Origin of the sequence: Enterobacter sp. CPE_E863 (assembly GCF_046521465.1) — a bacterium.
In the GTDB taxonomy this organism is placed as follows: domain Bacteria; phylum Pseudomonadota; class Gammaproteobacteria; order Enterobacterales; family Enterobacteriaceae; genus Enterobacter; species Enterobacter adelaidei.
Genome location: NZ_JBKFZX010000001.1, coordinates 4,311,577 through 4,335,703 on the forward strand (window position 1 = coordinate 4,311,577; position 24,127 = coordinate 4,335,703).

Annotated in this window: 24 protein-coding genes; 9 read left to right on the forward strand and 15 right to left on the reverse strand. The window is 55.4% G+C overall.

The window, feature by feature from the left end; genetic code table 11:
* The first annotated feature begins 101 nt into the window (after positions 1–101).
* The gene (gene metR, locus ACLHV8_RS21205; protein ID WP_028018178.1) at positions 102–1,055 is read left to right on the forward strand and encodes an HTH-type transcriptional regulator MetR; all 954 of its coding nucleotides are present in this window, start codon (positions 102–104) and stop codon (positions 1,053–1,055) included.
* On the opposite strand, the gene ACLHV8_RS21210 is transcribed toward metR, so the two are convergent.
* From ACLHV8_RS21210 to pldB, 3 genes are all read right to left on the reverse strand, one after another.
* The gene (locus tag ACLHV8_RS21210; RefSeq protein WP_032666884.1) at positions 943–1,842 is read right to left on the reverse strand and encodes a carboxylate/amino acid/amine transporter; all 900 of its coding nucleotides are present in this window, start codon (positions 1,840–1,842) and stop codon (positions 943–945) included. The two genes, metR and ACLHV8_RS21210, sit on opposite strands and share 113 nt — an antisense overlap.
* Before the next feature lie 82 nt (positions 1,843–1,924).
* Positions 1,925–2,725 carry a sugar/pyridoxal phosphate phosphatase YigL gene (yigL, locus tag ACLHV8_RS21215; protein WP_028018179.1) on the reverse strand — a complete coding sequence of 267 codons (801 nt, stop codon included), beginning with the start codon at positions 2,723–2,725 and terminating at the stop codon, positions 1,925–1,927.
* Between the two features lie 26 nt (positions 2,726–2,751).
* Entirely contained in the window at positions 2,752–3,744 is a 993-nt protein-coding gene (pldB, locus tag ACLHV8_RS21220) for a lysophospholipase L2 (protein ID WP_028018180.1), read from the reverse strand.
* A 109-nt stretch (positions 3,745–3,853) separates the two neighbouring features.
* On the opposite strand from pldB, the gene rhtB reads away from it, so the two are divergent.
* Positions 3,854–4,474, forward strand: a complete 621-nt coding sequence (gene rhtB, locus ACLHV8_RS21225) for a homoserine/homoserine lactone efflux protein (protein ID WP_028018181.1) — start codon at positions 3,854–3,856, stop codon at positions 4,472–4,474.
* Here rhtB and rhtC read toward each other — a convergent pair.
* The 3 genes from rhtC to pldA all read right to left on the reverse strand — a co-directional run bounded on the left by rhtC (position 4,471) and on the right by pldA (position 7,942).
* Positions 4,471–5,091 (reverse strand): threonine export protein RhtC, encoded by a 621-nt coding sequence (gene rhtC, locus ACLHV8_RS21230; RefSeq protein ID WP_208594819.1) that lies wholly within the window; start codon positions 5,089–5,091, stop codon positions 4,471–4,473. The genes rhtB and rhtC overlap by 4 nt on opposite strands.
* A 61-nt stretch (positions 5,092–5,152) precedes the next feature.
* Complete coding sequence (recQ, locus tag ACLHV8_RS21235; RefSeq protein WP_208594820.1) at positions 5,153–6,982, reverse strand: ATP-dependent DNA helicase RecQ; 1,830 nt, start codon at positions 6,980–6,982, stop codon at positions 5,153–5,155.
* A gap of 90 nt (positions 6,983–7,072) precedes the next feature.
* A complete protein-coding gene (gene pldA / locus ACLHV8_RS21240) occupies positions 7,073–7,942 on the reverse strand; it encodes a phospholipase A (RefSeq protein ID WP_208594821.1) in 870 nt (289 codons plus the stop codon).
* Positions 7,943–8,105: 163 nt separating this feature from the next.
* On the opposite strand from pldA, the gene yigI reads away from it, so the two are divergent.
* Positions 8,106–8,573, forward strand: coding sequence for an acyl-CoA thioesterase YigI (gene yigI, locus ACLHV8_RS21245; protein ID WP_028018184.1), 468 nt, complete (start codon positions 8,106–8,108; stop codon positions 8,571–8,573).
* Between the two features lie 51 nt (positions 8,574–8,624).
* Positions 8,625–9,521 carry an EamA family transporter RarD gene (rarD, locus tag ACLHV8_RS21250; RefSeq protein ID WP_028018185.1) on the forward strand — a complete coding sequence of 299 codons (897 nt, stop codon included), beginning with the start codon at positions 8,625–8,627 and terminating at the stop codon, positions 9,519–9,521.
* A 43-nt stretch (positions 9,522–9,564) separates the two neighbouring features.
* Here rarD and corA read toward each other — a convergent pair whose 3' ends face one another.
* The 8 genes from corA to lptM form a co-directional block, all read right to left on the reverse strand.
* Positions 9,565–10,515 (reverse strand): magnesium/cobalt transporter CorA, encoded by a 951-nt coding sequence (corA, locus tag ACLHV8_RS21255; protein WP_008501540.1) that lies wholly within the window; start codon positions 10,513–10,515, stop codon positions 9,565–9,567.
* Between the two features lie 151 nt (positions 10,516–10,666).
* Positions 10,667–10,723 carry a YsgD/CorL family protein gene (gene ysgD, locus ACLHV8_RS21260; RefSeq protein WP_212743980.1) on the reverse strand — a complete coding sequence of 19 codons (57 nt, stop codon included), beginning with the start codon at positions 10,721–10,723 and terminating at the stop codon, positions 10,667–10,669.
* Between the two features lie 149 nt (positions 10,724–10,872).
* On the reverse strand, positions 10,873–13,035 hold the full coding sequence (gene uvrD / locus ACLHV8_RS21265; protein WP_129994761.1) for a DNA helicase II: 2,163 nt from the start codon (positions 13,033–13,035) through the stop codon (positions 10,873–10,875).
* A gap of 79 nt (positions 13,036–13,114) precedes the next feature.
* Positions 13,115–13,831 carry a 5-amino-6-(5-phospho-D-ribitylamino)uracil phosphatase YigB gene (yigB, locus tag ACLHV8_RS21270; RefSeq protein ID WP_028018187.1) on the reverse strand — a complete coding sequence of 239 codons (717 nt, stop codon included), beginning with the start codon at positions 13,829–13,831 and terminating at the stop codon, positions 13,115–13,117.
* Positions 13,831–14,733 carry a tyrosine recombinase XerC gene (gene xerC, locus ACLHV8_RS21275; RefSeq protein ID WP_028018188.1) on the reverse strand — a complete coding sequence of 301 codons (903 nt, stop codon included), beginning with the start codon at positions 14,731–14,733 and terminating at the stop codon, positions 13,831–13,833. Before xerC ends, yigB begins: the two co-directional genes overlap by 1 nt.
* The gene (locus ACLHV8_RS21280) at positions 14,730–15,437 is read right to left on the reverse strand and encodes a DUF484 domain-containing protein (protein WP_028018189.1); all 708 of its coding nucleotides are present in this window, start codon (positions 15,435–15,437) and stop codon (positions 14,730–14,732) included. The genes xerC and ACLHV8_RS21280 overlap by 4 nt, the downstream gene beginning before the upstream one ends.
* Positions 15,434–16,258 carry a diaminopimelate epimerase gene (gene dapF / locus ACLHV8_RS21285; RefSeq protein ID WP_108091171.1) on the reverse strand — a complete coding sequence of 275 codons (825 nt, stop codon included), beginning with the start codon at positions 16,256–16,258 and terminating at the stop codon, positions 15,434–15,436. Before dapF ends, ACLHV8_RS21280 begins: the two co-directional genes overlap by 4 nt.
* Positions 16,259–16,293: 35 nt before the next feature.
* Positions 16,294–16,497 carry an LPS translocon maturation chaperone LptM gene (gene lptM, locus ACLHV8_RS21290; protein WP_028018191.1) on the reverse strand — a complete coding sequence of 68 codons (204 nt, stop codon included), beginning with the start codon at positions 16,495–16,497 and terminating at the stop codon, positions 16,294–16,296.
* Positions 16,498–16,632: 135 nt separating this feature from the next.
* Here lptM and cyaY point away from each other — a divergent pair, with 135 nt between their 5' ends.
* A complete protein-coding gene (cyaY, locus tag ACLHV8_RS21295; protein ID WP_028018192.1) occupies positions 16,633–16,953 on the forward strand; it encodes an iron donor protein CyaY in 321 nt (106 codons plus the stop codon).
* A 42-nt stretch (positions 16,954–16,995) separates the two neighbouring features.
* On the opposite strand, the gene cyaA is transcribed toward cyaY, so the two are convergent.
* A complete protein-coding gene (gene cyaA, locus ACLHV8_RS21300) occupies positions 16,996–19,539 on the reverse strand; it encodes a class I adenylate cyclase (RefSeq protein ID WP_028018193.1) in 2,544 nt (847 codons plus the stop codon).
* A 350-nt stretch (positions 19,540–19,889) separates the two neighbouring features.
* Between cyaA and hemC the strand changes: the two genes are divergently transcribed.
* The 4 genes from hemC to hemY are packed head-to-tail and all read left to right on the forward strand — an operon-like array spanning position 19,890 to position 23,987.
* Positions 19,890–20,831 (forward strand): hydroxymethylbilane synthase, encoded by a 942-nt coding sequence (gene hemC / locus ACLHV8_RS21305; RefSeq protein ID WP_208594823.1) that lies wholly within the window; start codon positions 19,890–19,892, stop codon positions 20,829–20,831.
* Positions 20,828–21,568, forward strand: a complete 741-nt coding sequence (gene hemD, locus ACLHV8_RS21310) for a uroporphyrinogen-III synthase (protein ID WP_108091174.1) — start codon at positions 20,828–20,830, stop codon at positions 21,566–21,568. The genes hemC and hemD overlap by 4 nt, the downstream gene beginning before the upstream one ends.
* A 20-nt stretch (positions 21,569–21,588) precedes the next feature.
* Positions 21,589–22,785, forward strand: a complete 1,197-nt coding sequence (gene hemX, locus ACLHV8_RS21315; RefSeq protein ID WP_208594824.1) for a uroporphyrinogen-III C-methyltransferase — start codon at positions 21,589–21,591, stop codon at positions 22,783–22,785.
* Positions 22,786–22,787: 2 nt separating this feature from the next.
* Complete coding sequence (gene hemY, locus ACLHV8_RS21320; protein WP_028018197.1) at positions 22,788–23,987, forward strand: protoheme IX biogenesis protein HemY; 1,200 nt, start codon at positions 22,788–22,790, stop codon at positions 23,985–23,987.
* The last annotated feature ends 140 nt before the right edge of the window (positions 23,988–24,127 follow it).

A 24,127-nucleotide genomic window follows, 5' to 3' on the forward strand; every position in this document is an offset into this window, starting at 1 on the left:
AATTTTCGGTATTTAGACGTCCAGATGTTTACACATCCATAATTGGCGGTTACTGTATATTCCTCAAGCGCAAAATGTTCATGGCGAAGTGAAGGACTTTCATGATCGAGATAAAACACCTGAAAACGCTACAAGCGTTGCGGAACTGCGGTTCTCTTGCGGCGGCGGCAGCCTCGCTGCACCAGACCCAGTCCGCCCTTTCTCACCAGTTCAGCGATCTGGAACAACGCCTCGGCTTTCGTCTTTTTGTGCGCAAGAGCCAGCCGCTACGCTTTACGCCTCAGGGTGAGATTTTGCTGCAGCTGGCAAATCAGGTGCTGCCGCAAATTGCCAGCGCCCTGCAGTCCTGTAACGAGCCGCAACAGACCAAACTGCGTATCGCCATTGAATGTCATAGCTGCATTCAGTGGCTGACCCCCGCACTTGAGAATTTCCGCCAGAAGTGGCCGCAGGTGGAGATGGACTTTACATCCGGGGTGACGTTTGACCCGCAGCCCTCGCTCCAGCAGGGCGAGCTGGATCTGGTCATGACCTCTGATATTCTGCCGCGCAGCGGCCTGCACTACTCCCCAATGTTTGATTATGAAGTGCGTCTGGTGCTGGCACCGGATCATCCGCTGGCGGCTAAAACGCGCATCACACCGGAAGACCTGGCGACGGAAACGCTGCTGATTTACCCGGTTCAGCGCAGTCGTCTGGATATCTGGCGTCACTTCCTGCAACCGGCAGGCATTAGCCCGCAGTTGAAAAGCGTGGATAACACCCTGTTGTTGATTCAGATGGTGGCGGCCAGAATGGGTATCGCGGCACTGCCGCACTGGGTGGTAGAGAGTTTTGAACGCCAGGGCCTGGTGGTGACCAAAACCCTGGGCGAAGGACTGTGGAGCCGGCTGTACGCCGCCGTGCGCGATGGCGAGCAGCGCCAGCCGATTACGGAGGCGTTTATTCGCTCAACGCGGAACCACGCGTGCGACCATCTTCCGTTTGTGCGGAGCGCGGAGCGACCCAGCGGCGATGGACCCACAGTGAAGCCAGGATCACCGTTCCCCCAATAAGGAAACTCGGCCAGTGGGGTTGCTGCTGCCAGATTGCAAGGTTAACCAGCAGACCCGCGGGCACATGCACGTTGTTCATGATCCCCAGCGTACCGGCGTCGACCTGGGTCGCGCCGTAGTTCCACATGAAGTATCCCAGCCCTGAGGCCACCACGCCCAGCCAGACCAGAACGCTCCATTGCACCGTAGTGGTCGGCAGTTTTTGCGGGTTACCGAGCATGAACCACGCCGCTACCGCGACAATCGCGGCCCCCATATAGAACCAGGCGAACGCGTTATGCTGCGGCATCGGACGGGTTTCCATCAGACGTTTGTAGCCCACCATACCGATGGCGAAACTGATGTTGGCGAGCTGGACGAACATCAGCCCGGTCCAGAAGTGGTCGCTGACTTTGTCATAGCGAATAATCGCCGCCCCAATAACTGCCAGCGCCGCGCTCAGCAGGTATCCCCAGCGTAAACGGCGCTTGCTGAGCAGATCGTAAATCAGCGTGATGTAGAGCGGCGTGAGTACGGTAAAAAGCAGAAACTCCGAAACAGACAGGTAGACGTAGGCCCGAAAGCTGAACAGATACATGATGCCGAGCTGCATCGCCCCCACCAGCATATACAGCACAATGGTTTTCAGCGATTGCCCGCGCGTACGCAGAAACGGCAGGAATACCAGCGCCGCCAGCCCAACACGCATCAGCACCGAGAAATAACTGTCGACCGAACCAGCAAGATATTCGCCAATCAGGCTAAAGGAGAAGGCCCACAGGATAGTGGTGATAATGAGTAGCGCCACAATGCTTGTCTCTCAGAAAGAAGGACAGGCATTGTAGCGAACTCTTTAGTTGACAACTGAGCAATAAATAACCAAATGAAGATTATTCAAGGAACAGCTTGCGCAGATATTTTGGTACCGCGTTGTCGCCGTTGGTGCCGATCACTTCCAGCTCCGGGTGCAGGTCTTTCAGACGCTGGTGCGCGTTCTCCATAATGCAGCCCTTGCCTGCCATCGAAAGCATTTCGGCATCGTTCATACCGTCACCAAAGGCGATACAGTCTTTCAGCTCGAAGCCCAGACGCTTCGCAACCGCTTCCAGCGCATGGCCTTTGGATACGCCCCCGGCCATCACTTCCAGACAGGTCAGCGTTGAGAAACTCACGTTAACACGGTCGCCCCAGCGAGCGTTGATCGCCTGCTCCAGCGGCAGCAATTCTTCGTGGCTTTCGCAGGTGAAGAACACCTTGCTGATACCTTCAGGTTCAAGCAGGGCTGGCTCGTACAGGGTGTAGTTGAATACCGCTTCCTTGAAGAAACGCATTTCGTCAGGGCGGTGGCGGTTCATAAACCACTCATCATCACGATAGACGTTAGTCACGATATCCGGGTTGTTGTGCACCACGCCGAACAGATCGGCGGCGATATCGCGATCAAGGTTATGCGCGAAAATCAGGTTGCCGTCCGTATCGTGTACGCGCGCACCGTTAGAGGTGATCATGTACGATTTGATTTCCAGATTATCGCGGATCTGCCCCACGTCTACGTGGTGGCGGCCGGTGGCAAACACAAAGTTCACGCCACGGGCAGTCAGAAGCTTTAAGGTCTCTTTCGCGTAAGGCGACAGGGTGTGGTCGGGGGAAAGCAGCGTGCCATCTAAATCAGATGCAACAACCTGGTACATAGGGAAATTTAACCTCAATAAAAAAATCAGTTATGCCTGTTGAAAAATTCAACAATGGCGTTGAGCGCGACTGAGCGCATAGCGTCCTTTTCAAAAAGGATCTCATGGTACGCGCCGTTGATGACCAGCGGTTTTCCCCCTTCACAGGGGTGACCGGCGGCAGCGCGGAGTTCACAAAAACGATCGTGCATGCGGTTATCCACCACACGCTCTTCTTCAGCCTGAATCAGAAGTGTTGGCGTGTCATCATCACCCGCGCCAGCAAGCACCTGTTCCCCGGCAAGAATACCTTCCCGCACCCAATGATAGGTCGGACCGCCAACGCGCAGGCGTGGTTCATCGGCATAAAAACGCAGGTTACGACGATAACGCTGTCGGCTGTGGGTTAACACGTTCATTGCAAACGGCAATGCACGCCAGCGCCCCGTCCCGATGGCATAGCCTTCACGAATGCGCTGATGGCCCTCAGCCCAATCGAGAATATGGCGCACCATCCAGTCAGGAAAACGCATGACGATGCCATACATTGGCGCGGTAAGCGCAATGGCATCGCACTGGTGCTCATAGCGCTGTAAAAATAGCGTAGAGATTGCCCCACCCATAGAGTGCGCCAGAATATAGCGCTTACGCCATGGACCAGGTTCAACTTCCTGCTGCCAGAACGCGGCAAGATCGTCGACATAATCGCTGAAATTATCCACATGACCGCGGTGCGTGTCCGATAACAGACGACCAGAAAGCCCCTGCCCACGATGGTCGATAATCAACACATCAAAGCCAAGATGGACAAGATCATAAGCCAGTTCGGCGTATTTGATGTAGCTCTCGATGCGCCCAGGGCAGACGACGATCACCCGATCGTTCTTCACATTGCGGAAACGCACGAAGCGTACCGGAATATCACCGACGCCCGTAAACTCATCTTCCTCACGCTGCCGCCAGAAATCGGTCAGCGGCCCCATAGAGAAAGCAGCAAATGCGTTTTCTCGTGTTTCCCAGTCCTTTTTCTGCTGAAACATCGGGTTTCCACTCACGTAAGCCAAGGAATATCGTTTTTTCGTAACAGGTCACAAAATGACTCAACAATAGCGTATTGTGGCATAAAAATAGACGGTTCGGGAGCTTCAAATGACCTTCGAGTGGTGGTTCGCCTACCTGCTGACATCCATTATCCTCAGCCTTTCACCGGGCTCAGGTGCTATTAACACAATGACCACCTCCATCAACCACGGCTATCGCGGTGCGGCGGCGTCGATTGCCGGTTTGCAGACCGGGCTGGGCATTCATATTGTGCTGGTCGGGATTGGTCTGGGGACGCTGTTCTCCCGCTCTGTGCTGGCGTTCGAAGTACTGAAATGGGCCGGTGCAGCGTACCTGATTTGGCTGGGTATTCAGCAGTGGCGCGCGGCAGGTTCGATTAATCTCAACACGCTTGCCCAGTCGCAAACCCGTGGTCGTCTGTTCAAACGTGCAGTATTTGTAAACCTGACCAACCCGAAAAGCATTGTTTTCCTGGCTGCCCTGTTCCCGCAGTTTATCGCTCCACATCAACCACAGGTGATGCAGTATGTGGTGCTGGGCGCGACCACCATTATCGTCGATATCATCGTGATGATTGGTTATGCGACGCTGGCACAGCGAATTGCGGCGTGGATTAAAGGGCCTAAACAGATGAAGGCCCTGAATAAAGTGTTTGGTTCGCTGTTTATGCTGGTGGGCGCGCTGCTTGCATCAGCGCGTCACGCTTAGCGAGAAATGATGAGATGAATACCAAAGCCGGCGAACAGCGCGCCGGCAACGCAGTCGATCCACTTCGCGATGCGCTGATAGCCACGGCGCATCGCCGGTAAGGCAAACAGGCTTGCAACAATGGTGAACCACGCAAACGTCTCAACGACGATCAGCAGGAAAATACCCCAGCGTGCGCCCGCACCAACGCTATCACCCACAAACAGCGAGAACACGGAGCCGAAATAGATAATCGCTTTTGGGTTTGCCAGATTGGTCAGCAGCCCCTTCACAAAGCTGCGGCCGCCCGTTGCCAGCTCAACCTTTGGCTCTTCTGGTTTTTTCTCTTCTTTCTTCAGCGCCCCGCGCAGCATCTGGTAGCCCATCCAGCACAGGTACAGCCCGCCGCCAACCATAATGATGTTATGCAGCCAGGCCATCTTTGCCAGGATCAGGTTCAGACCGAGCAGTGCCACCGCCGCCCAGACCATCACGCCCATGGTGATACCCAGTACCCCCATCATCGCCTCTTTGCGGGAGCGGCTGACGGCCGTTTGTGATACAAAGAAAAAGTCAGGGCCCGGGCTCATCAGCGCAACGATGTGCACTAACGCCACGGTGAGAAATAGCATTAACATAATTCGCTCGCGGGGAAATAATTTAGTGAGTCACCATCCTGGCACTTTTTCGCCCGGCTGACTACTCCTCATCATCACCGTCGGCGTGAGAACGGATGAGCGCCATAAACTCTTTGCCAAAACGTTCGAGCTTACGTGTGCCAACACCGTTGACGCTGAGCATTTCGCTGGCGCTCAGCGGCATCTGTTCGGCCATCTCAATCAGCGTCGCGTCGTTGAAGACGACATAAGGCGGGATATTCTCTTCATCGGCAATGGCTTTTCGCAGCTTGCGCAGTTTGGCGAACAGCTTACGGTCGTAATTGCCACCGTAGGATTTCTGCATCACGCGCGGTTTGAGGGCGATGACGCGTGGTACGGCAAGCTTGAGTTCGATATCACCGCGCAGCACCGGACGCGCGGCTTCGGTAAGCTGCAGTGCGGAGTGCTGGGCGATATTCTGTGTGGCAAAGCCAAGGTGAATTAGCTGACGAATAATACTGACCCAGTGCTCGTGGCTCTGGTCTTTGCCAATACCGTACACTGGCAACTTGTCGTGGCCCATGTCGCGGATACGCTGGTTATTGGCGCCGCGCAGCACTTCAACCACGTAGCCCATGCCGAAGCGTTGATTTACACGGTAAATGGTCGAGAGCGCCTTACGCGCATCCATCAGACCATCGTACTGTTTAGGAGGATCAAGACAGATATCGCAGTTACCGCACGACTCCTGACGCCCTTCACCAAAATAGTTGAGCAACACCAGACGGCGGCAGGTTTGCGCTTCGGCAAAGGCCCCCATCGCGTTGAGCTTATGGCGCTCGATATCCTGCAGCTGTCCCTGCGGTTTCTCTTCCAGACAGCGGCGCAGCCATGCCATATCGGCCGGATCGTAAAACAGCATTGCTTCCGCAGGCAGGCCGTCACGCCCGGCGCGGCCGGTTTCCTGATAGTAGGATTCAATATTTCGCGGGATGTCGAAGTGCACAACAAAGCGCACGTTGGGTTTATTAATCCCCATCCCAAATGCCACCGTCGCGACCACAATTTGCAGGTCGTCACGCTGGAATTTCTCCTGCACGTCGGCGCGAATGTGGTTTTCTAACCCGGCATGATAAGCCGCAGCGCTAAAGCCACGGTTTTGCAGACGCGCAGCCGTGTCTTCCACTTTTGCGCGGCTGTTGCAGTAAATAATGCCTGACTTGCCGCGCTGCTCCTGCACATAGCGCAAGAGCTGATCCAGCGGCTTGAATTTTTCCATCAGCATGTAGCGGATATTCGGGCGATCGAAACTGCTGACCTGAATCAACGGGTCGTTCAGCCCCAGCAGACGGACAATATCCAGCCGCGTGGTGTCGTCCGCCGTGGCGGTAAGCGCCATAAACGGAAGCTCGGGGAAGCGCTGACGGAGCTGGCCGAGGGCCGCGTATTCCGGGCGGAAATCGTGTCCCCACTGGGAAATACAGTGTGCTTCATCTACCGCCAGCAGCACCGGATTCCAGTGCGCTAGATGGTCGAGGAAGTTATCCAGCATCAGGCGTTCCGGCGCGATATACAGCAGGAGGATCTGCCCGGTGCGGCACCCGGCCATCACCTCTTGCTGCTGCTCGCGGGTCTGCGTGGAGTTAAGACAGGCCGCCGCCACGCCGTTGGCAAGCAGCTGGTCAACCTGGTCTTTCATCAGAGAAATAAGTGGCGATACCACGACCGTCAGGCCGTTAAGCACCAGCGCGGGCACCTGATAACAGAGTGATTTACCGCCACCGGTCGGCATCACCACCAGGCAATCACGACCTTCCAGCACGGTTTCAATGATGGTTTCCTGGCCAGGGCGGAACTGCTGGTAGCCAAAGGTTTCATGCAAAACCTGTTTAGCCAGCGACTCCTGATTCAATACTTCCGCCTGCGCCACATTAACCCCATATGCCAGAAATGAAACAGGCGCTATTTTCAGCGCCTGAGAGAGAAACTTCAACGTTTAACGCAAAAACATTCGAGCAGTCTAGAAAATATCGTTCAGCATCACGCCCACACCCACGCGGGTCTGGTTGAAGTTATAGTCGATGAGCGACTCGCCGTAACCGCTGTAGACCTGGGTATAAATACGCACATGTTTGGTCATCGGGTAGCTTAAGCCCAGCTCTGCGCCGCCGTAGCCGGTATTCCAGTTGTACTGGCCTTTGGCGCTCAGCACCGCATCACCCAGTTGATAACCAATCTTGAGCTGATAGTAGCCCATATATTTGGTGATATCCGGGTTGTCATCGGTGCTCCCCACCACGTACCACGGCTTCACTTCCACCATCAAATTGCCATTCTGCGCCATCAGGCGTGTATAGGCACGGTTCCAGCTACGTGACGTTGGGTCAGAACGACCGTTTGAATCGTGGTTGAAACCTACCTCGACGTCACGCAACGTCCAGCCGGCGAACTCGTAATCCGTTGCAAAACCAAGGAACAGCTGCGGCTCATAGTTAGTTTCACGGAACGGCGATGACTCCCCGCTGTTAGATAACTGCCACCAGGATTTCTGCGTATAAGACGCGCCGAATACCGAGTTTGGCCCCAGAATGCCGCGCCAGAACGGGAATGCGAGGCTGAGCTGATACTTCACTTCATCTTTACGCGCATTATCAGCCCAGTTATAGGAGCTTATCGCCTCTTTATTGAGATCGCTGGTCTGAGTGTAAATCACGTAGTTGGTGTCATAAGGATAGAGCGTGAACGGATTGTCATGCTCCTGAAGCAGGTTCGCGATAATGCTGCCGTGAACGGCAGGTTGGTCATGCACCTCTTTTATCGTCGCTTCCTGCGCAATTGCTGTGAAGGGCAGCGCAACCGCGGCCAGTAACCAGGCCAGATACGTCCGCATCGGTGGTATTCTCCTGCAAAAAATTAAGATGACTTGAATAGTTATGTGGCGGACATTCTACAGACTTCTGCGACAACTGCTGCATCCTCGTTTCTGAAAGTGGAATTCCTTATTGCCACGGCATAAAATCAACATTTCGTTAACAATAAGGATGTGATGTCTCATGTCAGCCATGCTTACCGCCGAAGAAGTTTTAAAACTCGTGGGCGAGATTTTTGTCTACCATATGCCGTTTAACCGTGCGCTGGGGCTGGAGCTGGAGCGTTACGAGAAAGACTTTGCCCAGCTGAGCTTCAACAACCAGCCGATGATGGTGGGCAACTGGGCACAAAGTATTTTGCACGGCGGGGTGATTGCCTCCGCGCTCGACGTGGCGGCAGGCCTGGTCTGCGTGGGCAGTACGCTGACGCGTCATGACACCATCAATGAAGATGAACTGCGCCAGCGCCTGTCGCGCATGGGCACTATTGATTTACGTGTCGACTATCTTCGTCCTGGGCGCGGAAATCGTTTTACCTGCACCAGCAGCCTGCTGCGCGCGGGGAATAAAGTTGCCGTGGCGCGCGTTGAATTACACAACGAAGAACAGGTTTACATTGCCAGCGCAACCGCCACTTATATGGTGGGTTGAGACGATAAAATCGGGTAAAATTAATTCACTTTTTTGTAACGGATTTTCCCGATGGATGCTAAACAGACGCGGCAGGGCGTTTTACTCGCTCTTGCCGCTTATTTTATTTGGGGTATCGCCCCGGCGTATTTCAAGCTTATTGCCTACGTTCCGGCTGATGAGATCCTCACTCACCGCGTCATCTGGTCGTTCTTCTTTATGATCGCGCTGATGAGCCTCAGCCGTCAGTGGTCGGGTGTCAAAACGCTGCTGCAAACACCGAAGAAAATTTTCCTGCTGGCGCTCTCTGCGGTGCTGATTGGCGGTAACTGGCTGCTGTTTATCTGGGCCGTGAATAACCACCATATGCTTGAAGCGAGCCTCGGTTACTTTATTAACCCACTGGTGAACATTGTGCTGGGGATGATTTTCCTCGGTGAACGCTTCCGACGTATGCAGTGGCTGGCGGTGATCCTTGCATTCTGCGGTGTACTGGTGCAGCTATGGACCTTCGGTTCACTGCCGATCATCGCGCTGGGGCTGGCGTTCAGCTTTGCGTTCTACGGTCTGGTGCGTAAGAAAATCGCGGTGGAAGCACAAACCGGGATGCTGTTTGAAACCCTGTGGCTGCTGCCGGTCGCGGCAATTTACCTGTTTGGTATCGCTGACAGCGCCACCAGCCACATGGGCAGCAACCCATGGTCGCTGAACCTGATGCTGATGGCAGCAGGCGTGGTGACCACCATTCCATTGCTGTGCTTTACCGGAGCGGCAACGCGCCTGCGTCTCTCCACGCTGGGCTTCTTCCAGTATATTGGCCCGACGCTGATGTTCCTGCTGGCAGTGGTGTTTTACGGCGAAGTGCCGGGGGCGGATAAGATGGTGACGTTCGCCTTTATCTGGGTGGCGCTGGCGATTTTCGTTGCCGATGCCATTTATACCCAGCGCAGGACCCGCAGAGGAATGTAGGTGTTTTGTAGGGCGGGTAAGCGTAGCGCTACCCGCCAGATTTTTACAGCCAGTTACGACGCTTAAAGTACAGATACGGCGCCAGCCCGGCGAGGATCATAAAGATAATCGCGCCAGGGTAACCAAAACTCCACTTCAGCTCTGGCATAAACTCAAAGTTCATCCCGTAGCTCGACGCCACCAGCGTCGGTGGCAGGAACACCACGGAAACCACCGAGAAGATCTTGATAATGCGGTTCTGCTCGATGTTGATAAAGCCCATCGCTGCCTGCATCAGGAAGTTCACCTTCTGGAACAAGGATTCGTTGTGCGGCAGCAGGGATTCGATATCACGTAAAATCTCACGCGCCTGCTCCAGCTGACCACCCGGCAGACGCGCTTTACGCACCAGGAAGTTCAGCGCACGCTGGGTATCCATCAGACACAAACGCACCTTCCAGCCGATATCTTCCAGCTCCGCCAGCGTGGAGAGTGCTTCGTCGTACTCATCGCCCTGATGGCCCTCCATGATCACGCGGCTCAGCTTTTCCAGATCGCTGTAGATGTTTTCAATCTCATCCGCCAGCTGTTCAATTTTGGTTTCGAACAGGTCAAGCAGCAGCTCATAGGCATTGCCGTCCACCATCGCCTGGCTACGGGCGCGCATGCGATAGAGACGAAACGCAGGCAGTTCGCGTTCGCGCAGCGTAAACAAGCGACCATCGCGGATGGTAAATGCCACGGTGGAGTTGCCCGCGTGGTCTTCGGCGTCTTCAAAGAAGAAGAAGGAGTGGATGTGCAGACCGTCTTCATCTTCAAAAAAACGCGCAGATGCTTCGATATCTTCCAGTTCCGGGCGAGTCGCCAGGCTTTGTCCCAGCTCAGATTGTACGCGAAGGCGTTCATCGTCGTCCGGCTCGACCAGATCCACCCATACGGCATCAATGAGGGGCTGTGACTCTTCGGCTTCAAGCCGAGTCAGTCGGTTATTTTCGAGTTGAAATGCGCTCAACATGACCGGGACTCCCAATGCAAAAAATATCGGACAGTTCGGTGGGCACACAGAAACAAATTGGGTTTCAGACCATTAAACAGCCTGACTCAGCGCGACGGGAATAATGCAGGTCGCTGACAACCACTAAGGCCATCAGCAAGAGGAGATAGCCTTAGGAGTTGTTCCTGGATGACAGGGAATTGAGCCAGTATCTACTGGGTGTGTCCAAGGCGAATGTCCTCTTAGCGTAATCGTGCGCGCATGTTACGCCAGCAATAACTGTGGCGTCAACACGCAACGGGACGCTGAAGGGCATTAATTGACCTTCAATGTATAAGGCTAGCAGATTATTACAAAAAAATTATATTTTTCTGAATGTTAGACTGTTTCCAGCTTCGCATAGGCCGCCACCAGCCATTTGATCCCCTGCCCCTGGAACGCCACCTGCAGGCGGCTATGCTCGCCGCTGCCTTCCAGATTCACAATGGTGCCTTCGCCAAACTTCGAATGGCGTACGCGCTGGCCCAGCTTGTAACCGGTGTCGGTTTCCGCAATCGGCGAGCCCATACGCTGATGGCTGACCGGACGGCTGATGCTCGCACGCAGACGCACCTCTTCCACACACTCTTCCGGCAACTCGCCAATAAAGCGCGATGGACGATGATACACCTCTTTACCGTACAGACGTCGGGTTTCGGCGTAGGTCAGCGTCAGCTTTTGCATCGCACGGGTGACGCCCACATAGGCCAGACGACGCTCCTCTTCCAGACGGCCACCTTCATCCAGCGACATCTGGCTCGGGAACATCCCCTCTTCCATACCGACGATAAACACCTGCGGGAATTCCAGACCTTTGGCGGAGTGCAGGGTCATCAGTTGAACCGCATCCTGCCAGGTATCCGCCTGCCCTTCGCCCGCTTCCAGCGCGGCGTGAGAGAGAAACGCCTGCAGCGGCATCAGGTCTTCGTCTTCTTCGTTGTAGCTGAACTGGCGCGTTGCCGTGACCAGTTCCTCTAAGTTCTCAATACGGGTCTGGCCCTTCTCGCCCTTTTCCTGCTCGTACATGGTTCTCAGGCCGGAGTCTTTAATCACCCGGTCGGTCTGCACGTGCAGCGGCATGTCGGTGGTTTCCTGCGCCAGAGCATCAATCAGTTCGAGGAAACGCTGCAGCGCGCTGGCAGCACGTCCGGCGAGCGCTTTTTCCTGCAGCAGCTCGCGGCACGCCTGCCACAGCGTTAGCTGGCGGTCGCGCGATGCCTGACGTACGACGTCCAGCGTACGGTCACCGATACCACGGGTTGGTGTATTCACCACACGCTCAAAAGCCGCGTCGTCGTTACGGTTAGCGATCAGGCGCAGATACGAGAGCGCATCTTTGATTTCCTGGCGTTCGAAGAAACGCATACCGCCGTAAATACGGTACGGCATGCCCACCTGTAGCAGCGCCTCTTCCAGCACGCGTGACTGGGCGTTGCTGCGGTAGAGAATGGCGCACTGTTCCAGCGCGCCGCCGTTGTCCTGCCAGGTTTTGATGCGATTCACCACGAAGCGAGCTTCGTCGAGCTCGTTAAATGCGCAGTAAATTGAAATCGGTTCGCCGTCGACGCCATCGGTCCACAACTTTTTACCCAGACGCCCGTTGTTATTTTCAATCAGGGCGTTGGCCGCGCTCAGGATGTTGCTGGTTGAGCGGTAGTTCTGTTCCAGACGGATGGTCTGTGCACCGGGGAAATCGTTGAGGAAGCGCTGGATGTTCTCCACTTGCGCCCCACGCCAGCCATAGATGGACTGGTCGTCATCGCCCACGATCATCACCTTTCCGGTATCACCCGCAAGCAGACGGATCCACGCATACTGGATGTTGTTGGTATCCTGGAATTCGTCCACCAGGATATTGGTAAAGCGTTCGCGGTAGTGCTGCAGGATGTGCGGTTTGTTAAGCCATAGTTCGTGAGCGCGCAGCAGCAGCTCGGCGAAGTCCACCAGACCGGCGCGATCGCACGCTTCCTGATAAGCCTTGTAGACGTTCTGCCAGGTCTGCTCAACCGGGTTGCCAAAGCTCTGAATATGGTGCGGGCGCAGCCCCTCGTCTTTCTGACCGTTGATGTACCACATCGCCTGACGCGGCGGCCACTGCTTCTCGTCGAGGTTCATCGCCTTAATCAGGCGCTTCAGCAAGCGGAGCTGATCTTCGCTGTCGAGGATCTGGAAATCCTGCGGCAGGTTGGCATCCATATGGTGCGCGCGCAGCAGACGGTGCGCCAGGCCGTGGAAAGTCCCCACCCACATGCCGCCCTGGCTGGTGCCCATCAGCTGTGCGATACGGTGGCGCATCTCTGCCGCCGCCTTGTTGGTAAAGGTTACCGCCATGATGGAGTATGGCGAACAGTTCTCCACGCTCTGTAACCAGGCGATACGGTGAACCAGCACGCGCGTCTTACCACTGCCCGCCCCAGCCAGCACCAGCAGGTTAGTCCGCGAGGCCGCTACGGCTTCACGCTGTTTGTCATTAAGGCTGTCGAGCAGGTAAGAAACGTCCATTGGCACCGTCACGTCGTGTCGGGCAGGCGAATATTTCCACTCGCCAAAACCCTGTTAATTTATACAGAACAATTGATGATTATATCAGCGTCGTGAGGGATGCCAACCGCGAAATTTCCACGTGCGGCAGAAGACGGCTATCGGAGGCGATCATCAGATCAGCGTTTTCCGGCTTGATCCAGCAGGCCTGCATGCCGCAGCGGATTGCACCGGCCACGTCAGTGGTCAGGTCATCGCCTACGTGCAGAATTTCACCCAGCGACAGATTCAGTTTTTCTGCCGCCAGATGATACATATCGCTGAATGGTTTGGAGCGCCCATGCGGGCCGGCACGCAGCACAAATTTGAAGTAATCGCCAAGGCCAAACAGCTCCGGCTGGGCATTACCATTGGTGATCGCCACCAGCGGCCATTTTTCGGCCAGAGCAGCCAGCGTGTCGTGGGTTTCCTGTGGCACGTCGATACGGCTACGCCATTTGGCAAAGTTTTCCATCGACGCTTCAGCGCCAATCGCGGCATCACGCGCACTCATGCCGACGTTGAGCATGGCTTGCTCTACCGCACGGCGACGCCATTCGGTCACGTCGTGGTAAATGTCGGGTTCGGTCTCCCGCAGGGATTGACGCAGCTTCTGGAAATCCTTGTTCTGCATCGTCTTCAACGCCGGATGGTAGTTCTGCACAAACGCCAGTGACTCCTGCTCAGTACGCAGAATTACCTCGCGGTTGTCATAAAGGGTGTCATCAAGGTCAAAGGTCAGAGCTGAGATCTGCCCGAGAGGGCGGTAAAAACGCATTATTTCCCCCGTTTGGCGCGTGGATGCGCCGCGTCATACACCGAGGCAAGGTGTTGGAAGTCTAAGTGGGTATAGATCTGAGTGGTCGACAGATTCGCGTGGCCGAGCAATTCCTGCACGCCGCGCAGATCACCGCTCGACTCAAGCATGTGTGTCGCAAAGGAGTGACGCAGCTTGTGCGGGTGAACGTGGCTGTTCAACCCCTGCTTAATGCCCCACTCCGCAAAGCGCTTCTGCACGTTACGCGCTGAGATCCGCTTACCGAGTTTCGACAGAAACAGCGCATCTTCTTCCGCGCCAAACAGCCCGCGCAGATCCAGCCAGTGCTCAATCCAGGAGACCGCATTGCGGCCAATCGGCAGACGGCGCTCTTTGCTGCCCTTACCCATCACCCACACTTCGCCGGTGTCCAGGTCGAGATGTTTTAAATCAAGATTGACCAGCTCAGATAGACGCAGACCGGCGCCGTACATCACCTCCAGCATTGCGCGGTCACGCACGGCCAGCGGATCGTTAAGATCAATATCCAGCAGGCGATTCACATCGTCAACGTCGATATTTTTAGGTAAATGGCGCGGCGCTTTTGGTGTGGCAATTCCTTTTGCCGGGTTGGCTTTTAACCCACCCTGGCTGACCAGCCAGTCGAAGAAACTGCGTAATGCAGAGAGCCTGAGTGCCAGACTCGCCGGGCCGAGTCCCTTGCGTCGACTACGCACCACAAAGGCTCGCACGGTTGCAGCGTCACATTGTTGCCAGCTTTTCAGGCCGATCTCTTCGGCAATCTGCATGATGGCATCAAGCTGACGCTGATAGTTCAGTAGCGTAATCGGGCTAAGCTGACGCTCCACGCCCAGATAGCGCAGAAAGCGCGTGACGTCAGTGGTGAGTAGTCCGTCCGTCATACGCGCTCAATCCAGCGCTCCAGCAGCTCAGGCAGCATCAGAGCGATCTCCTGTAGCAGGTGCGTAGCTTGCCCCTGCTCATAATGATGCGCATCGCGGCTGGTAAATAACATCACGCCCAAATCGCCATCGCGCCCCATCAGCGACATCGCCACCGAGCCAATCGCTTTGGCTTCCGGTAATACCACCAGCAGCTCAGGTCCGTTTAGCGGCCCCAGGTAGTGATGTTCGTGGCCCAGACGCTGAATACGCAGCGGCTCGAACGCCTGACGGCTGAGAGCCAGATGGGTAAAACCGGACGGCGCGCCAATACGCCAGCGGTCAGGGAAAAGACGAATCGTTGCGCCCGCCAGCCCAAGCTCGCGCGCCCAGCGGTGGAAGCGACTCAGGAACTCTTCAAGGCTGTGCGCCGACGCCAGACGCGCCTGCAGATGCAGCAGACGATAGAACAGACTTTCGTTGGTGCTGGCCTGTTCCATCAGCAGCGTCATGTTCTCTTCGAGCTGATTGATGTGGTTGCGCGAGCGTGCCATGTGCCATTCGACCAACGACACGGTCTCACGAACCGGATGCGGCACGCGCATCTGTTCGACGACGCGTGCATTGCGAATAAAAAACTCAGGATTGCGCAGCAGATAATCAACAACAGCTCTGTCGTCCAGTTCCGTCGCTGTTTCCTGCAGTTCTTCCCCTGGTTGTTTCATAGATGGATAAACCCGTCATAGACATGTGCCGCCGGGCCAGTCATATACAGTGGATGACCCGGTCCTTTCCAGGCGATATCAAGCCGACCACCTGGTAACTCCACGCGAACTTCTTCTGCCAGTAACCCTTGCGAGATGCCAACGGCCACAGCAGCACAGGCACCGCTTCCGCAGGCCTGAGTTTCGCCCGCGCCGCGCTCGTAAACCCGCAGACGGATGTGCTCACGCTTCACCACCTGCATAAAACCGATGTTCGCGCGCTCCGGAAAACGCTCGTGGCTTTCCAGCACCGGGCCGAGCGTTTCGACGGCGGCGGTTTCCACATCATCAACCTGAATCACGCAGTGTGGGTTACCCATCGAGACGACGCCGCACAATACTGTCTGCTCGGCCGCACGCATAATATAGGTCTTTTCCGCTTTGTTTGCGCGGAACGGTACTGCCGAAGGCTCGAAGTTAGGTTCACCCATGTTAACGCGAACCAGCTCGTCATCAGTCACGCTGAGCACCATGCGACCATTGGCGGTGCTGACGCGGATATCACGTTTGTTGGTTAGCCCCTTCAGGCGAACAAAGCGAGCAAAACAGCGCGCGCCATTACCGCACTGGTTAACCTCACTGCCGTCCGCGTTAAAAATACGGTAGTGAAAATCGAGGTCGGGATCGTACGGCGGCTCAACAACCAGCAGCTGATCGAACCCCACGCCCAGATGCCGATCCGCCAGGCGACGGATCAGTTCCGGGGAGAAAAACACATTCTGCGTTACCGCGTCGACGACCATAAAATCGTTGCCAAGGCCATGCATTTTAGAGAACTGCATCATTTGCTCCATTGCGCGGGTACAGAACGTTGTCGTCAGAGATTAACCTGAGTCGGGCCACCGTTGTCGCCACGATCGTTAGTATCTGGCGTAGAAGACTCAATGCCGCTTTGCACAGGTTTCGTCGGCGGCGGTGCGGTTTTATCCGCTGGCGGGAAATACAGTGGTCCTTTCAGTCCACAGCCAGTCAGGCTAAACAGCGTGATGAGAACGGCAAGCGTTCGAAAAGCGTTTTTCATTATAAAATTGCCCGTAAGTTCAAATCTGGTTCTATCATCGCAGGAGAAGACACAAAAGCAAGAGTTTGCCGCTTTCCTGCAACGGGAATTATTTAGCGTTATACTGCCGCCATCACGAAAAACAGGAACAAAACTATGAACGACAGTGAATTCCATCGCCTTGCCGACAACCTGTGGATGACCATCGAAGAACGTCTTGACGACTGGGACGGCGACAGCGATATCGATTGTGAAATCAACGGCGGTATCCTGACCCTGAGCTTCGAAAACGGCAGCAAAATTATTATTAACCGTCAGGAGCCGCTTCACCAGGTATGGCTGGCAGCCAAACAGGGTGGCTACCATTTCGACCTGAAAGACGGTGAATGGGTTTGCGACCGTAGCGGCGTCACGTTCTGGGATCTGCTGGAGCAGGCGGCGACCGCGCAAGCGGGTGAGGTCGTGAGTTTCAGGTAGTTTTGTTGCCCGGTGGCGCTTACGCTTACCGGGCGAAAAGACTCAGGAGAAATACTGCTGCAACAGTGGCGTGGTGTCCTGATTTGCAGGCACCGCAGGCGTGACGGCCTGGGTCCGGAACGGGATCACCTGCACGCGGCCATCGACGTTCACAATCTGGTAGAACTGCGGCAGGTTGAAGTTGATAAAGCTTGAGCCGTAGGTGAAGCGGTCGTGTGAAGAGGAATAGAAGCGGCTGACGTCGCGCACCAGCTCCTCTTTACTGCCTTCACAGTGGTGATAGACCTCGGCGCGGTTGGTCTCATCCAGAATGTAGATGTTGAAACCGGCATCGTCGCCCGACTCTTCAAAGAAGAACTGAATAATCCCTTCGCTGGCAAAACCATCCACCACCTGCGGCAGTTTGACGTGGTTGGTTTCCACCTGCACGGACAGGCCATGCAGCTTGTTGTGCGAAATTGCGCCATAAAATTCGATGGCGTTTTCCAGTTTCTGTACCGACACGTTCAGACGTTCAAAGAACAAGCCCCAGGTCTGACCGGAGACGCGCAGCGCTTTAAAGCGCCCGGTTTCCTGGCGAGTACTGGAGAGACGCAGTTCAATACATTCAGAGACCAGTTGCTGCACACGAGTACGAATCAACCCGCGCAGATGCTGGCTGTAGCAGAACACTTCTACACTGTCCGGCGGCGCGGCATCCTGGTGCATCTTGCCGAGAATGGTTTTCAGCGCTTCGATCATCGCCTGCTCGCCGTTGAAATGCAGGGTACGCACTTCGTTCCACGAGTTGCGATAAAGCAGGTCAACGCTGCCCACCAGGCAGTTTTGCTGCTCGCCAAAGCTAAAGACGTCCAGCTTACGGAAATCAAAATGGACCACCTGATTGCGGAAAGCCGCCGTCGGGTCGTATTCCAGGTTGACGATAATCGCCAGATGGCGGATTTCACACGGGCTGTAGAGCGCTTTTGGCGTTGGCGCAGGCAGGCGCAGCGGGAAGTGATGGGACACATCCGCTACCATCTCCTGCAGTTTGGCTAAATCGACGACCTCGTTACCCTTGATGAACAAACGGGTACGTGAAGTCAGCAGGCCATTAAACCAGGCCCAGGCCACCAGCTTGTTCAGGTAGCGGTTATACTCCAGCGGCTGATGGCTGATGATCGAATCCATGCTTGGCGCACGGTTGTACAGATACCACCCGGTGCGGTTCGCGCGTCCCGGCGGCACATAGATAAACGTCAGATTCGGTTCAGACAGGTCAGGCGAAATCTGCGGGTTAACCAGCGTGACTTTACCTGGCAGCGCTTCAAACGCAGCGTACAGTTTACGGGTCAACACCCCGATATCCTGCGGGCTGGCGGAGACGCTGAGATTATTGCGGCGCGCAAAGCGGATCAGGTTACGGTAGCTTTGCATCATCGCATCAAGCAATTCGTTGTGCGCTTCACGCACCTGGTCGATTTTCCAGTTGGCGCGGTTGTCGAGCATGGACAGACGCTCTTCGTCCCATCCCCACTCTTTGACTAACTGACTAACTACTTCACGACGCCAGCCAACGCAGGCGCGTTCGCGGCTCAATTTTTCACAGACTTTGAGATAGAAACATCGACGCACCAGGTCAAGACGCGTGGTGTCTTCAATGGCATTCAGGTATTCGGTGACGCGTTCGAGCATCATGCAGTAGGCATCAAGCCCGAAGGAGACAATCTCGCCATCGTGCAGACGCTGTTTGATGTCTTTCGCCAGCAGGCGCGGCGTGGGGTATTCCCAGGAGTAGGCTTCGAGCAGCAGCGTTTTCAGCACCGCTTTATACGGGGAGTCAATGCTCTTATAGAGCTGCCAGAGGCTCGCGCCAAAGTACTCTTCGGCCGACAGGGAACTCAGGCCGCCCAGGTCCAGCCATTCGTTTGGCGTCAGCACGCCCTGCGCATACAGCGACATGACGTAATCGTCGTAATGCTCTTCTTCTTCGCACGGCACCATATTCCAAAGAATACGCTTACCGGCCAGACGAACGGCAGTACGGTAAAATTCATCCAGCAACAAAATGTGCTGGGTCGAGCCGCAGTCCTCACCACCCAGACTGCCGCTTTCGTTATGACGGAAACGGTTTTCATCAATCAGGAAGAAACTCACTTCCACGCCGAGCGACGCAGCCCAGCTCTCCAGCAGGCTGCATTTACGCTGCAGCAGCTGACGCTCTTCGTTATCGAGCCAGGACTGGTGGCAGACCCAGATGTCCAGGTCAGAAGAACAGCTTTGCCCTACCGATGAGGTACTTCCCATAGAGTAAACGCCGGTAATCGGCAGTTCACCTTTCGGGGACTCCTGCGGCGGCATGCCACGGTAGAGTTCAAGCTCATTCAGATAATGCTGTTGGGTTTCATCAGGCGTGAAAAGGCAAATGCCCTGGGGAACGTTACCATCGAGGTAACCCGGCATCAGCGGATGGTGATAGTGCAATAATGTCGGCAGCAGACTGTATACCTGCTGGAAAGCAGGGCCCATAGCAGCAAGCGCGCGATCCACACGCAGTTGATTTATGGCATCCAGTCTCTGTTTCAGAGTCTCAATATAGAGGTACAAGACGTATCGCCTGATGTTTCCGGGTGTCGCAAACTATTCAAAACACGAATAACAGCGGACCCGCAGTATTTCAAAAAGATAACCGTTACCCTTTTTCGCCCTTATCATTTTTGGTGGTACCGACGAAAAAATGGTCTAAAACGTGATCAATTTAACACCTTGCCGATTGACCGTAAAGAAAGATGCGCTACATACAAGTGTAGCACCGTTCTGTACGTGTAAATTCCTGAATACGGCTATGGCTGACGAATACGCCGCCTTGTCCCTCTCACTCTTCATCAACCGTAAAACTGCCATCCCAGAGTCAACAATGTTAGGATGGTTAGCGATTGATAATGACGGTAACAAGCATGTTAGACAATGTTTTGAGAATTGCCACACGCCAAAGCCCTCTTGCGCTCTGGCAGGCACATTATGTGAAGCAGCGCCTTGAAGCCTGCCACGGTGGATTGCGCGTCGAGCTAGTGCCGATGGTCACGCGTGGTGATGTGATCCTTGATACGCCGCTGGCGAAAGTGGGCGGCAAAGGCCTGTTTGTCAAAGAACTGGAACTGGCATTGCTTGAGAACCGCGCTGATATTGCCGTACATTCGATGAAAGACGTGCCCGTCGAGTTTCCGGAAGGGCTGGGTCTGGTGACAATCTGCGAGCGCGAAGACCCGCGTGACGCGTTTGTCTCTAACCACTATGACTCGCTTGATGCGCTGCCTGAGGGCTGTGTGGTTGGCACGTCCAGTTTACGCCGTCAGTGTCAGTTGGCAGAGCGTCGTCCGGACCTGATCATCCGCTCGCTGCGCGGTAACGTCGGCACGCGTCTGAGCAAGCTGGATAACGGCGATTACGATGCCATTATTCTTGCGGTGGCGGGTCTGAAGCGTCTGGGGCTGGAGTCGCGCATTCGTGTGGCGTTGCCACCGGAGCTGTCGCTGCCCGCCGTGGGTCAGGGTGCGGTCGGCATTGAGTGCCGTCTGGACGATGCGCGAACCCGCGCACTCCTTGCCCCACTGAACCATGACGAGACCGCTATTCGCGTAAAAGCCGAACGTGCGATGAATACCCGCCTCGAAGGAGGGTGCCAGGTGCCGATTGGCAGCTATGCTGAATTAATTAACGGTGAGCTGTGGTTGCGTGCACTGGTTGGCGCACCGGACGGTTCGCAGATGGTACGCGGTGAGCGTCGCGGCAAAGCACAGGATGCCGATCAGCTTGGCGTGTCGCTGGCAGAAGAGTTACTGGATAACGGCGCCCGCGAGATTCTGGCTGACGTTTATAATGGAGAACCCCCTGCATGAGTATTCTTGTCACCCGCCCTTCTCCCGCAGGAGAGCAATTAGTGAGCCGTCTGCGCGCACTGGGGCAGGTGGCCTGGAGTTTTCCGCTTATTGAATTCTCCCCGGGTCGGGAACTGTCTGTGCTCGCCGACCAGATGAATACCCTTCAGGAAGGCGATCTGCTGTTCGCGCTGTCGCAACATGCCGTGGAATATGCCCACGCACAGCTGCAACAGCAAGGTCTGACCTGGCCAACCGCCCCCCGCTATTTCGCGATTGGCCGCTCGACGGCGCTGGCTTTACATACCATCAGCGGTGCGAATGTGCGTTACCCGTTAGATCGGGAAATCAGCGAAGTCTTGCTACAATTACCTGAATTACAAACTATTGCCGGCAAGCGTGCGCTGATTTTACGCGGTAACGGCGGACGTGAACTGTTGGGTGAAACGCTGCTGGAGCGTGGAGCTGATATCACGTTCGTTGAGTGTTATCAGCGCTGTGCAAAACACTACGATGGCGCGGAAGAGGCGATGCGCTGGCACGCGCGAGGCATCAATACGCTGGTGGTGACCAGCGGTGAAATGTTACAACAGCTTTGGGCACTGATACCGCTTTGGTATCGCGAAAACTGGTTACTCCGCTGTCGACTTCTGGTCGTCAGTGAGCGTCTGGCGAACAAGGCCCGGGAACTGGGCTGGCAGGATATTCGGATCGCTGATAACGCCGACAACGATGCGCTGCTGCGCGCATTACAATAACTCTCAAATGGGAAGCCATAATGACGGAACACGATAAATCCTCCGCCGTGGTTGAAGAGACCAGGGAGACTGTGGACGCGACGCCACAGCCAGAGACGAAAGAGAACATCGCTGAGAAGAAAAACGGCAGCAACAAAAAAAGCCTCGCGCTGAGCGCGATTGCCATCGCTATTGCGCTGGCGGCCGGCGTTGGCCTGTACGGTTTGGTGAAACAACAGAGTGCTAACCAGACGGCCACCAGCGACGCACTGGTGAATCAGCTTACGGCTCTGCAAAAAGCGCAAGAGACACAGAAAACCGAACTGGAAGCGGTGATTAAACAGCAGGCAACCGCACTCGCCGAGGCGAACAGTAAACAAGAAGAGTTGACCAAACAGCTGGGCGACGTGCAGCAGAAAGTGGCGACGATCTCCGGCACCGATGCTAAAACCTGGCTGCTCTCCCAGGCTGACTTCCTGGTGAAGCTCGCCGGGCGTAAGCTCTGGAGCGATCAGGATGTCACCACTGCCGCCGCACTGCTGAAAAGCGCCGATGCGAGCCTGGCGGACATGAACGATCCAAGCCTCATCACCGCACGTCGCGCGATCACCGAAGACATCGCCAGCCTCTCCGCCGTCTCACAGGTGGATTACGATGGCATTATCCTCAAAGTGAACCAGCTTTCGAATCAGATTGATAACCTGCAGCTGGCAGATAACAACGACGACGACTCCCCGATGGATTCCGACGGCACCGAGCTTTCCAGCTCCCTGAGCGAATGGCGTGTGAACCTGCAAAAAAGCTGGCAGAACTTTATGGACAGCTTTATCACTATCCGCCGTCGCGACGAAACCGCCGTTCCGCTGTTAGCGCCGAATCAGGATATTTATCTGCGCGAAAACATTCGTTCCCGCCTGCTGGTTGCCGCCCAGGCCGTGCCGCGTCATCAGGAAGAGACCTACAAACAGGCGCTGGATAACGTCTCTACGTGGGTACGCGCTTACTACAATACCGATGATGCGACGACCACCGCCTTCCTCGAAGACATTGATAAACTGAGCCAACAGAACATCACCATGAACGTGCCAGATAAGCTGGAAAGCCAGCCGATTCTGGAGAAGCTGATGCAGACGCGAGTGCGTAATTTGCTGGCACAGCCAGGTGTTCCGGCTGAGCAAACTGGCGGAGCCGCCCCAGCTCCTGCACCCGCGCCTGAAAGCGCACCGCAAGGAGAGTAATGATGCTAAAAGTCCTCTTACTCTTCATCCTGCTGATCGCCGGGATCGTGTTGGGTCCGATGCTTGCCGGTCATCAGGGTTACGTCCTGATCCAGACCGATAACTACAACATCGAAACCAGCGTAACGGGTCTGGCGATCATTCTGATCCTCGGTGTGGTCGTGCTGTTTGCTGTCGAGTGGGTCCTGCGCCGTATTTTCCGCACCGGCGCGCATACGCGTGGCTGGTTCGTGGGTCGTAAGCGCCGCCGCGCCCGTAAGCAAACCGAACAGGCACTGCTGAAACTTGCGGAAGGTGACTATCAGCAGGTTGAAAAGCTGATGTCAAAAAACGCCGATCATGCCGAACAGCCAGTAGTGAACTATTTGCTGGCCGCGGAAGCCGCGCAACAGCGGGGTGACGAAGTCCGCGCTAATCAACACCTGGAACGTGCGTCTGAACTGGCGTCTAACGACCCGATTCCGGTGGAAATTACGCGTGTTCGTCTGCAACTGGCACGCAATGAAAATCACGCTGCACGCCACGGCATCGACCGCCTGCTGGAAATTGCGCCACGTCACCCGGAAGTTCTGCGTCTGGCTGAGCAGGCGTATATTCGGACCGGTGCATGGGGTTCACTGCTGGACATCATTCCATCAATGGCGAAGGCCGAAGTGGGTGATGATGAACATCGTGATGAGCTTCAGCGCCTGGCATGGATTGGCCTGATGGATCAGGCTCGCGCCGATTTGGGCAGCGACGGTCTGAAAACCTGGTGGAAGAATCAGAGCAGGAAAACGCGTCAGCAGATCCCACTGCAGGTGGCAATGGCAGAACATCTTATTGAATGTGACGATCATGACACCGCGCAGGAGATCCTTCTCGACGGTCTCAAACGCCAGTATGACGATCGGCTGGTGATGGTGATCCCACGCCTGAAAACCAACAATCCAGAACAAATTGAAAAAGTGCTGCGTCAGCAGATTAAAACCGTCGGTGACCGTCCGCTGCTGTGGAGCACGCTGGGTCAGTCGCTGATGAAGCATGGCGAATGGCAGGAAGCGAGCCTCGCCTTCCGCGCGGCACTGAAACAGCGTCCGGATGCGTTTGACTACGCATGGCTTGCCGATACGCTGGACAAACAGCATAAGCCCGAAGAGGCAGCCGCCATGCGACGTGATGGGTTGCTGTTGACGCTGCAAAACAACGGTACCCAGCAGTAAATAAACAGGAGGCCAAATGGCCTCCTTTTTTTATCGCCCATCTCCTGCTACATTCTTTGTACCCATATCTGCAAACGCACCCGCCAATGTAACGATGTCTTTTCATTAACCTTTTTCACACACGCGCACATTCTGCAGCG

Coding starts and splice junctions, on each gene's coding strand:
- metR (WP_028018178.1), top strand. CDS start 102: ATGATCGAGATAAAACACCTGAAAACGCTACAAGCGTTGCGGAACTGC.
- yigL (WP_028018179.1), bottom strand. CDS start 2,725: ATGTACCAGGTTGTTGCATCTGATTTAGATGGCACGCTGCTTTCCCCC.
- pldB (WP_028018180.1), bottom strand. CDS start 3,744: ATGTTTCAGCAGAAAAAGGACTGGGAAACACGAGAAAACGCATTTGCT.
- rhtB (WP_028018181.1), top strand. CDS start 3,854: ATGACCTTCGAGTGGTGGTTCGCCTACCTGCTGACATCCATTATCCTC.
- rhtC (WP_208594819.1), bottom strand. CDS start 5,091: ATGTTAATGCTATTTCTCACCGTGGCGTTAGTGCACATCGTTGCGCTG.
- pldA (WP_208594821.1), bottom strand. CDS start 7,942: ATGCGGACGTATCTGGCCTGGTTACTGGCCGCGGTTGCGCTGCCCTTC.
- yigI (WP_028018184.1), top strand. CDS start 8,106: ATGTCAGCCATGCTTACCGCCGAAGAAGTTTTAAAACTCGTGGGCGAG.
- rarD (WP_028018185.1), top strand. CDS start 8,625: ATGGATGCTAAACAGACGCGGCAGGGCGTTTTACTCGCTCTTGCCGCT.
- corA (WP_008501540.1), bottom strand. CDS start 10,515: ATGTTGAGCGCATTTCAACTCGAAAATAACCGACTGACTCGGCTTGAA.
- uvrD (WP_129994761.1), bottom strand. CDS start 13,035: ATGGACGTTTCTTACCTGCTCGACAGCCTTAATGACAAACAGCGTGAA.
- yigB (WP_028018187.1), bottom strand. CDS start 13,831: ATGCGTTTTTACCGCCCTCTCGGGCAGATCTCAGCTCTGACCTTTGAC.
- xerC (WP_028018188.1), bottom strand. CDS start 14,733: ATGACGGACGGACTACTCACCACTGACGTCACGCGCTTTCTGCGCTAT.
- ACLHV8_RS21280 (WP_028018189.1), bottom strand. CDS start 15,437: ATGAAACAACCAGGGGAAGAACTGCAGGAAACAGCGACGGAACTGGAC.
- dapF (WP_108091171.1), bottom strand. CDS start 16,258: ATGCAGTTCTCTAAAATGCATGGCCTTGGCAACGATTTTATGGTCGTC.
- lptM (WP_028018191.1), bottom strand. CDS start 16,497: ATGAAAAACGCTTTTCGAACGCTTGCCGTTCTCATCACGCTGTTTAGC.
- cyaY (WP_028018192.1), top strand. CDS start 16,633: ATGAACGACAGTGAATTCCATCGCCTTGCCGACAACCTGTGGATGACC.
- hemC (WP_208594823.1), top strand. CDS start 19,890: ATGTTAGACAATGTTTTGAGAATTGCCACACGCCAAAGCCCTCTTGCG.
- hemD (WP_108091174.1), top strand. CDS start 20,828: ATGAGTATTCTTGTCACCCGCCCTTCTCCCGCAGGAGAGCAATTAGTG.
- hemX (WP_208594824.1), top strand. CDS start 21,589: ATGACGGAACACGATAAATCCTCCGCCGTGGTTGAAGAGACCAGGGAG.
- hemY (WP_028018197.1), top strand. CDS start 22,788: ATGCTAAAAGTCCTCTTACTCTTCATCCTGCTGATCGCCGGGATCGTG.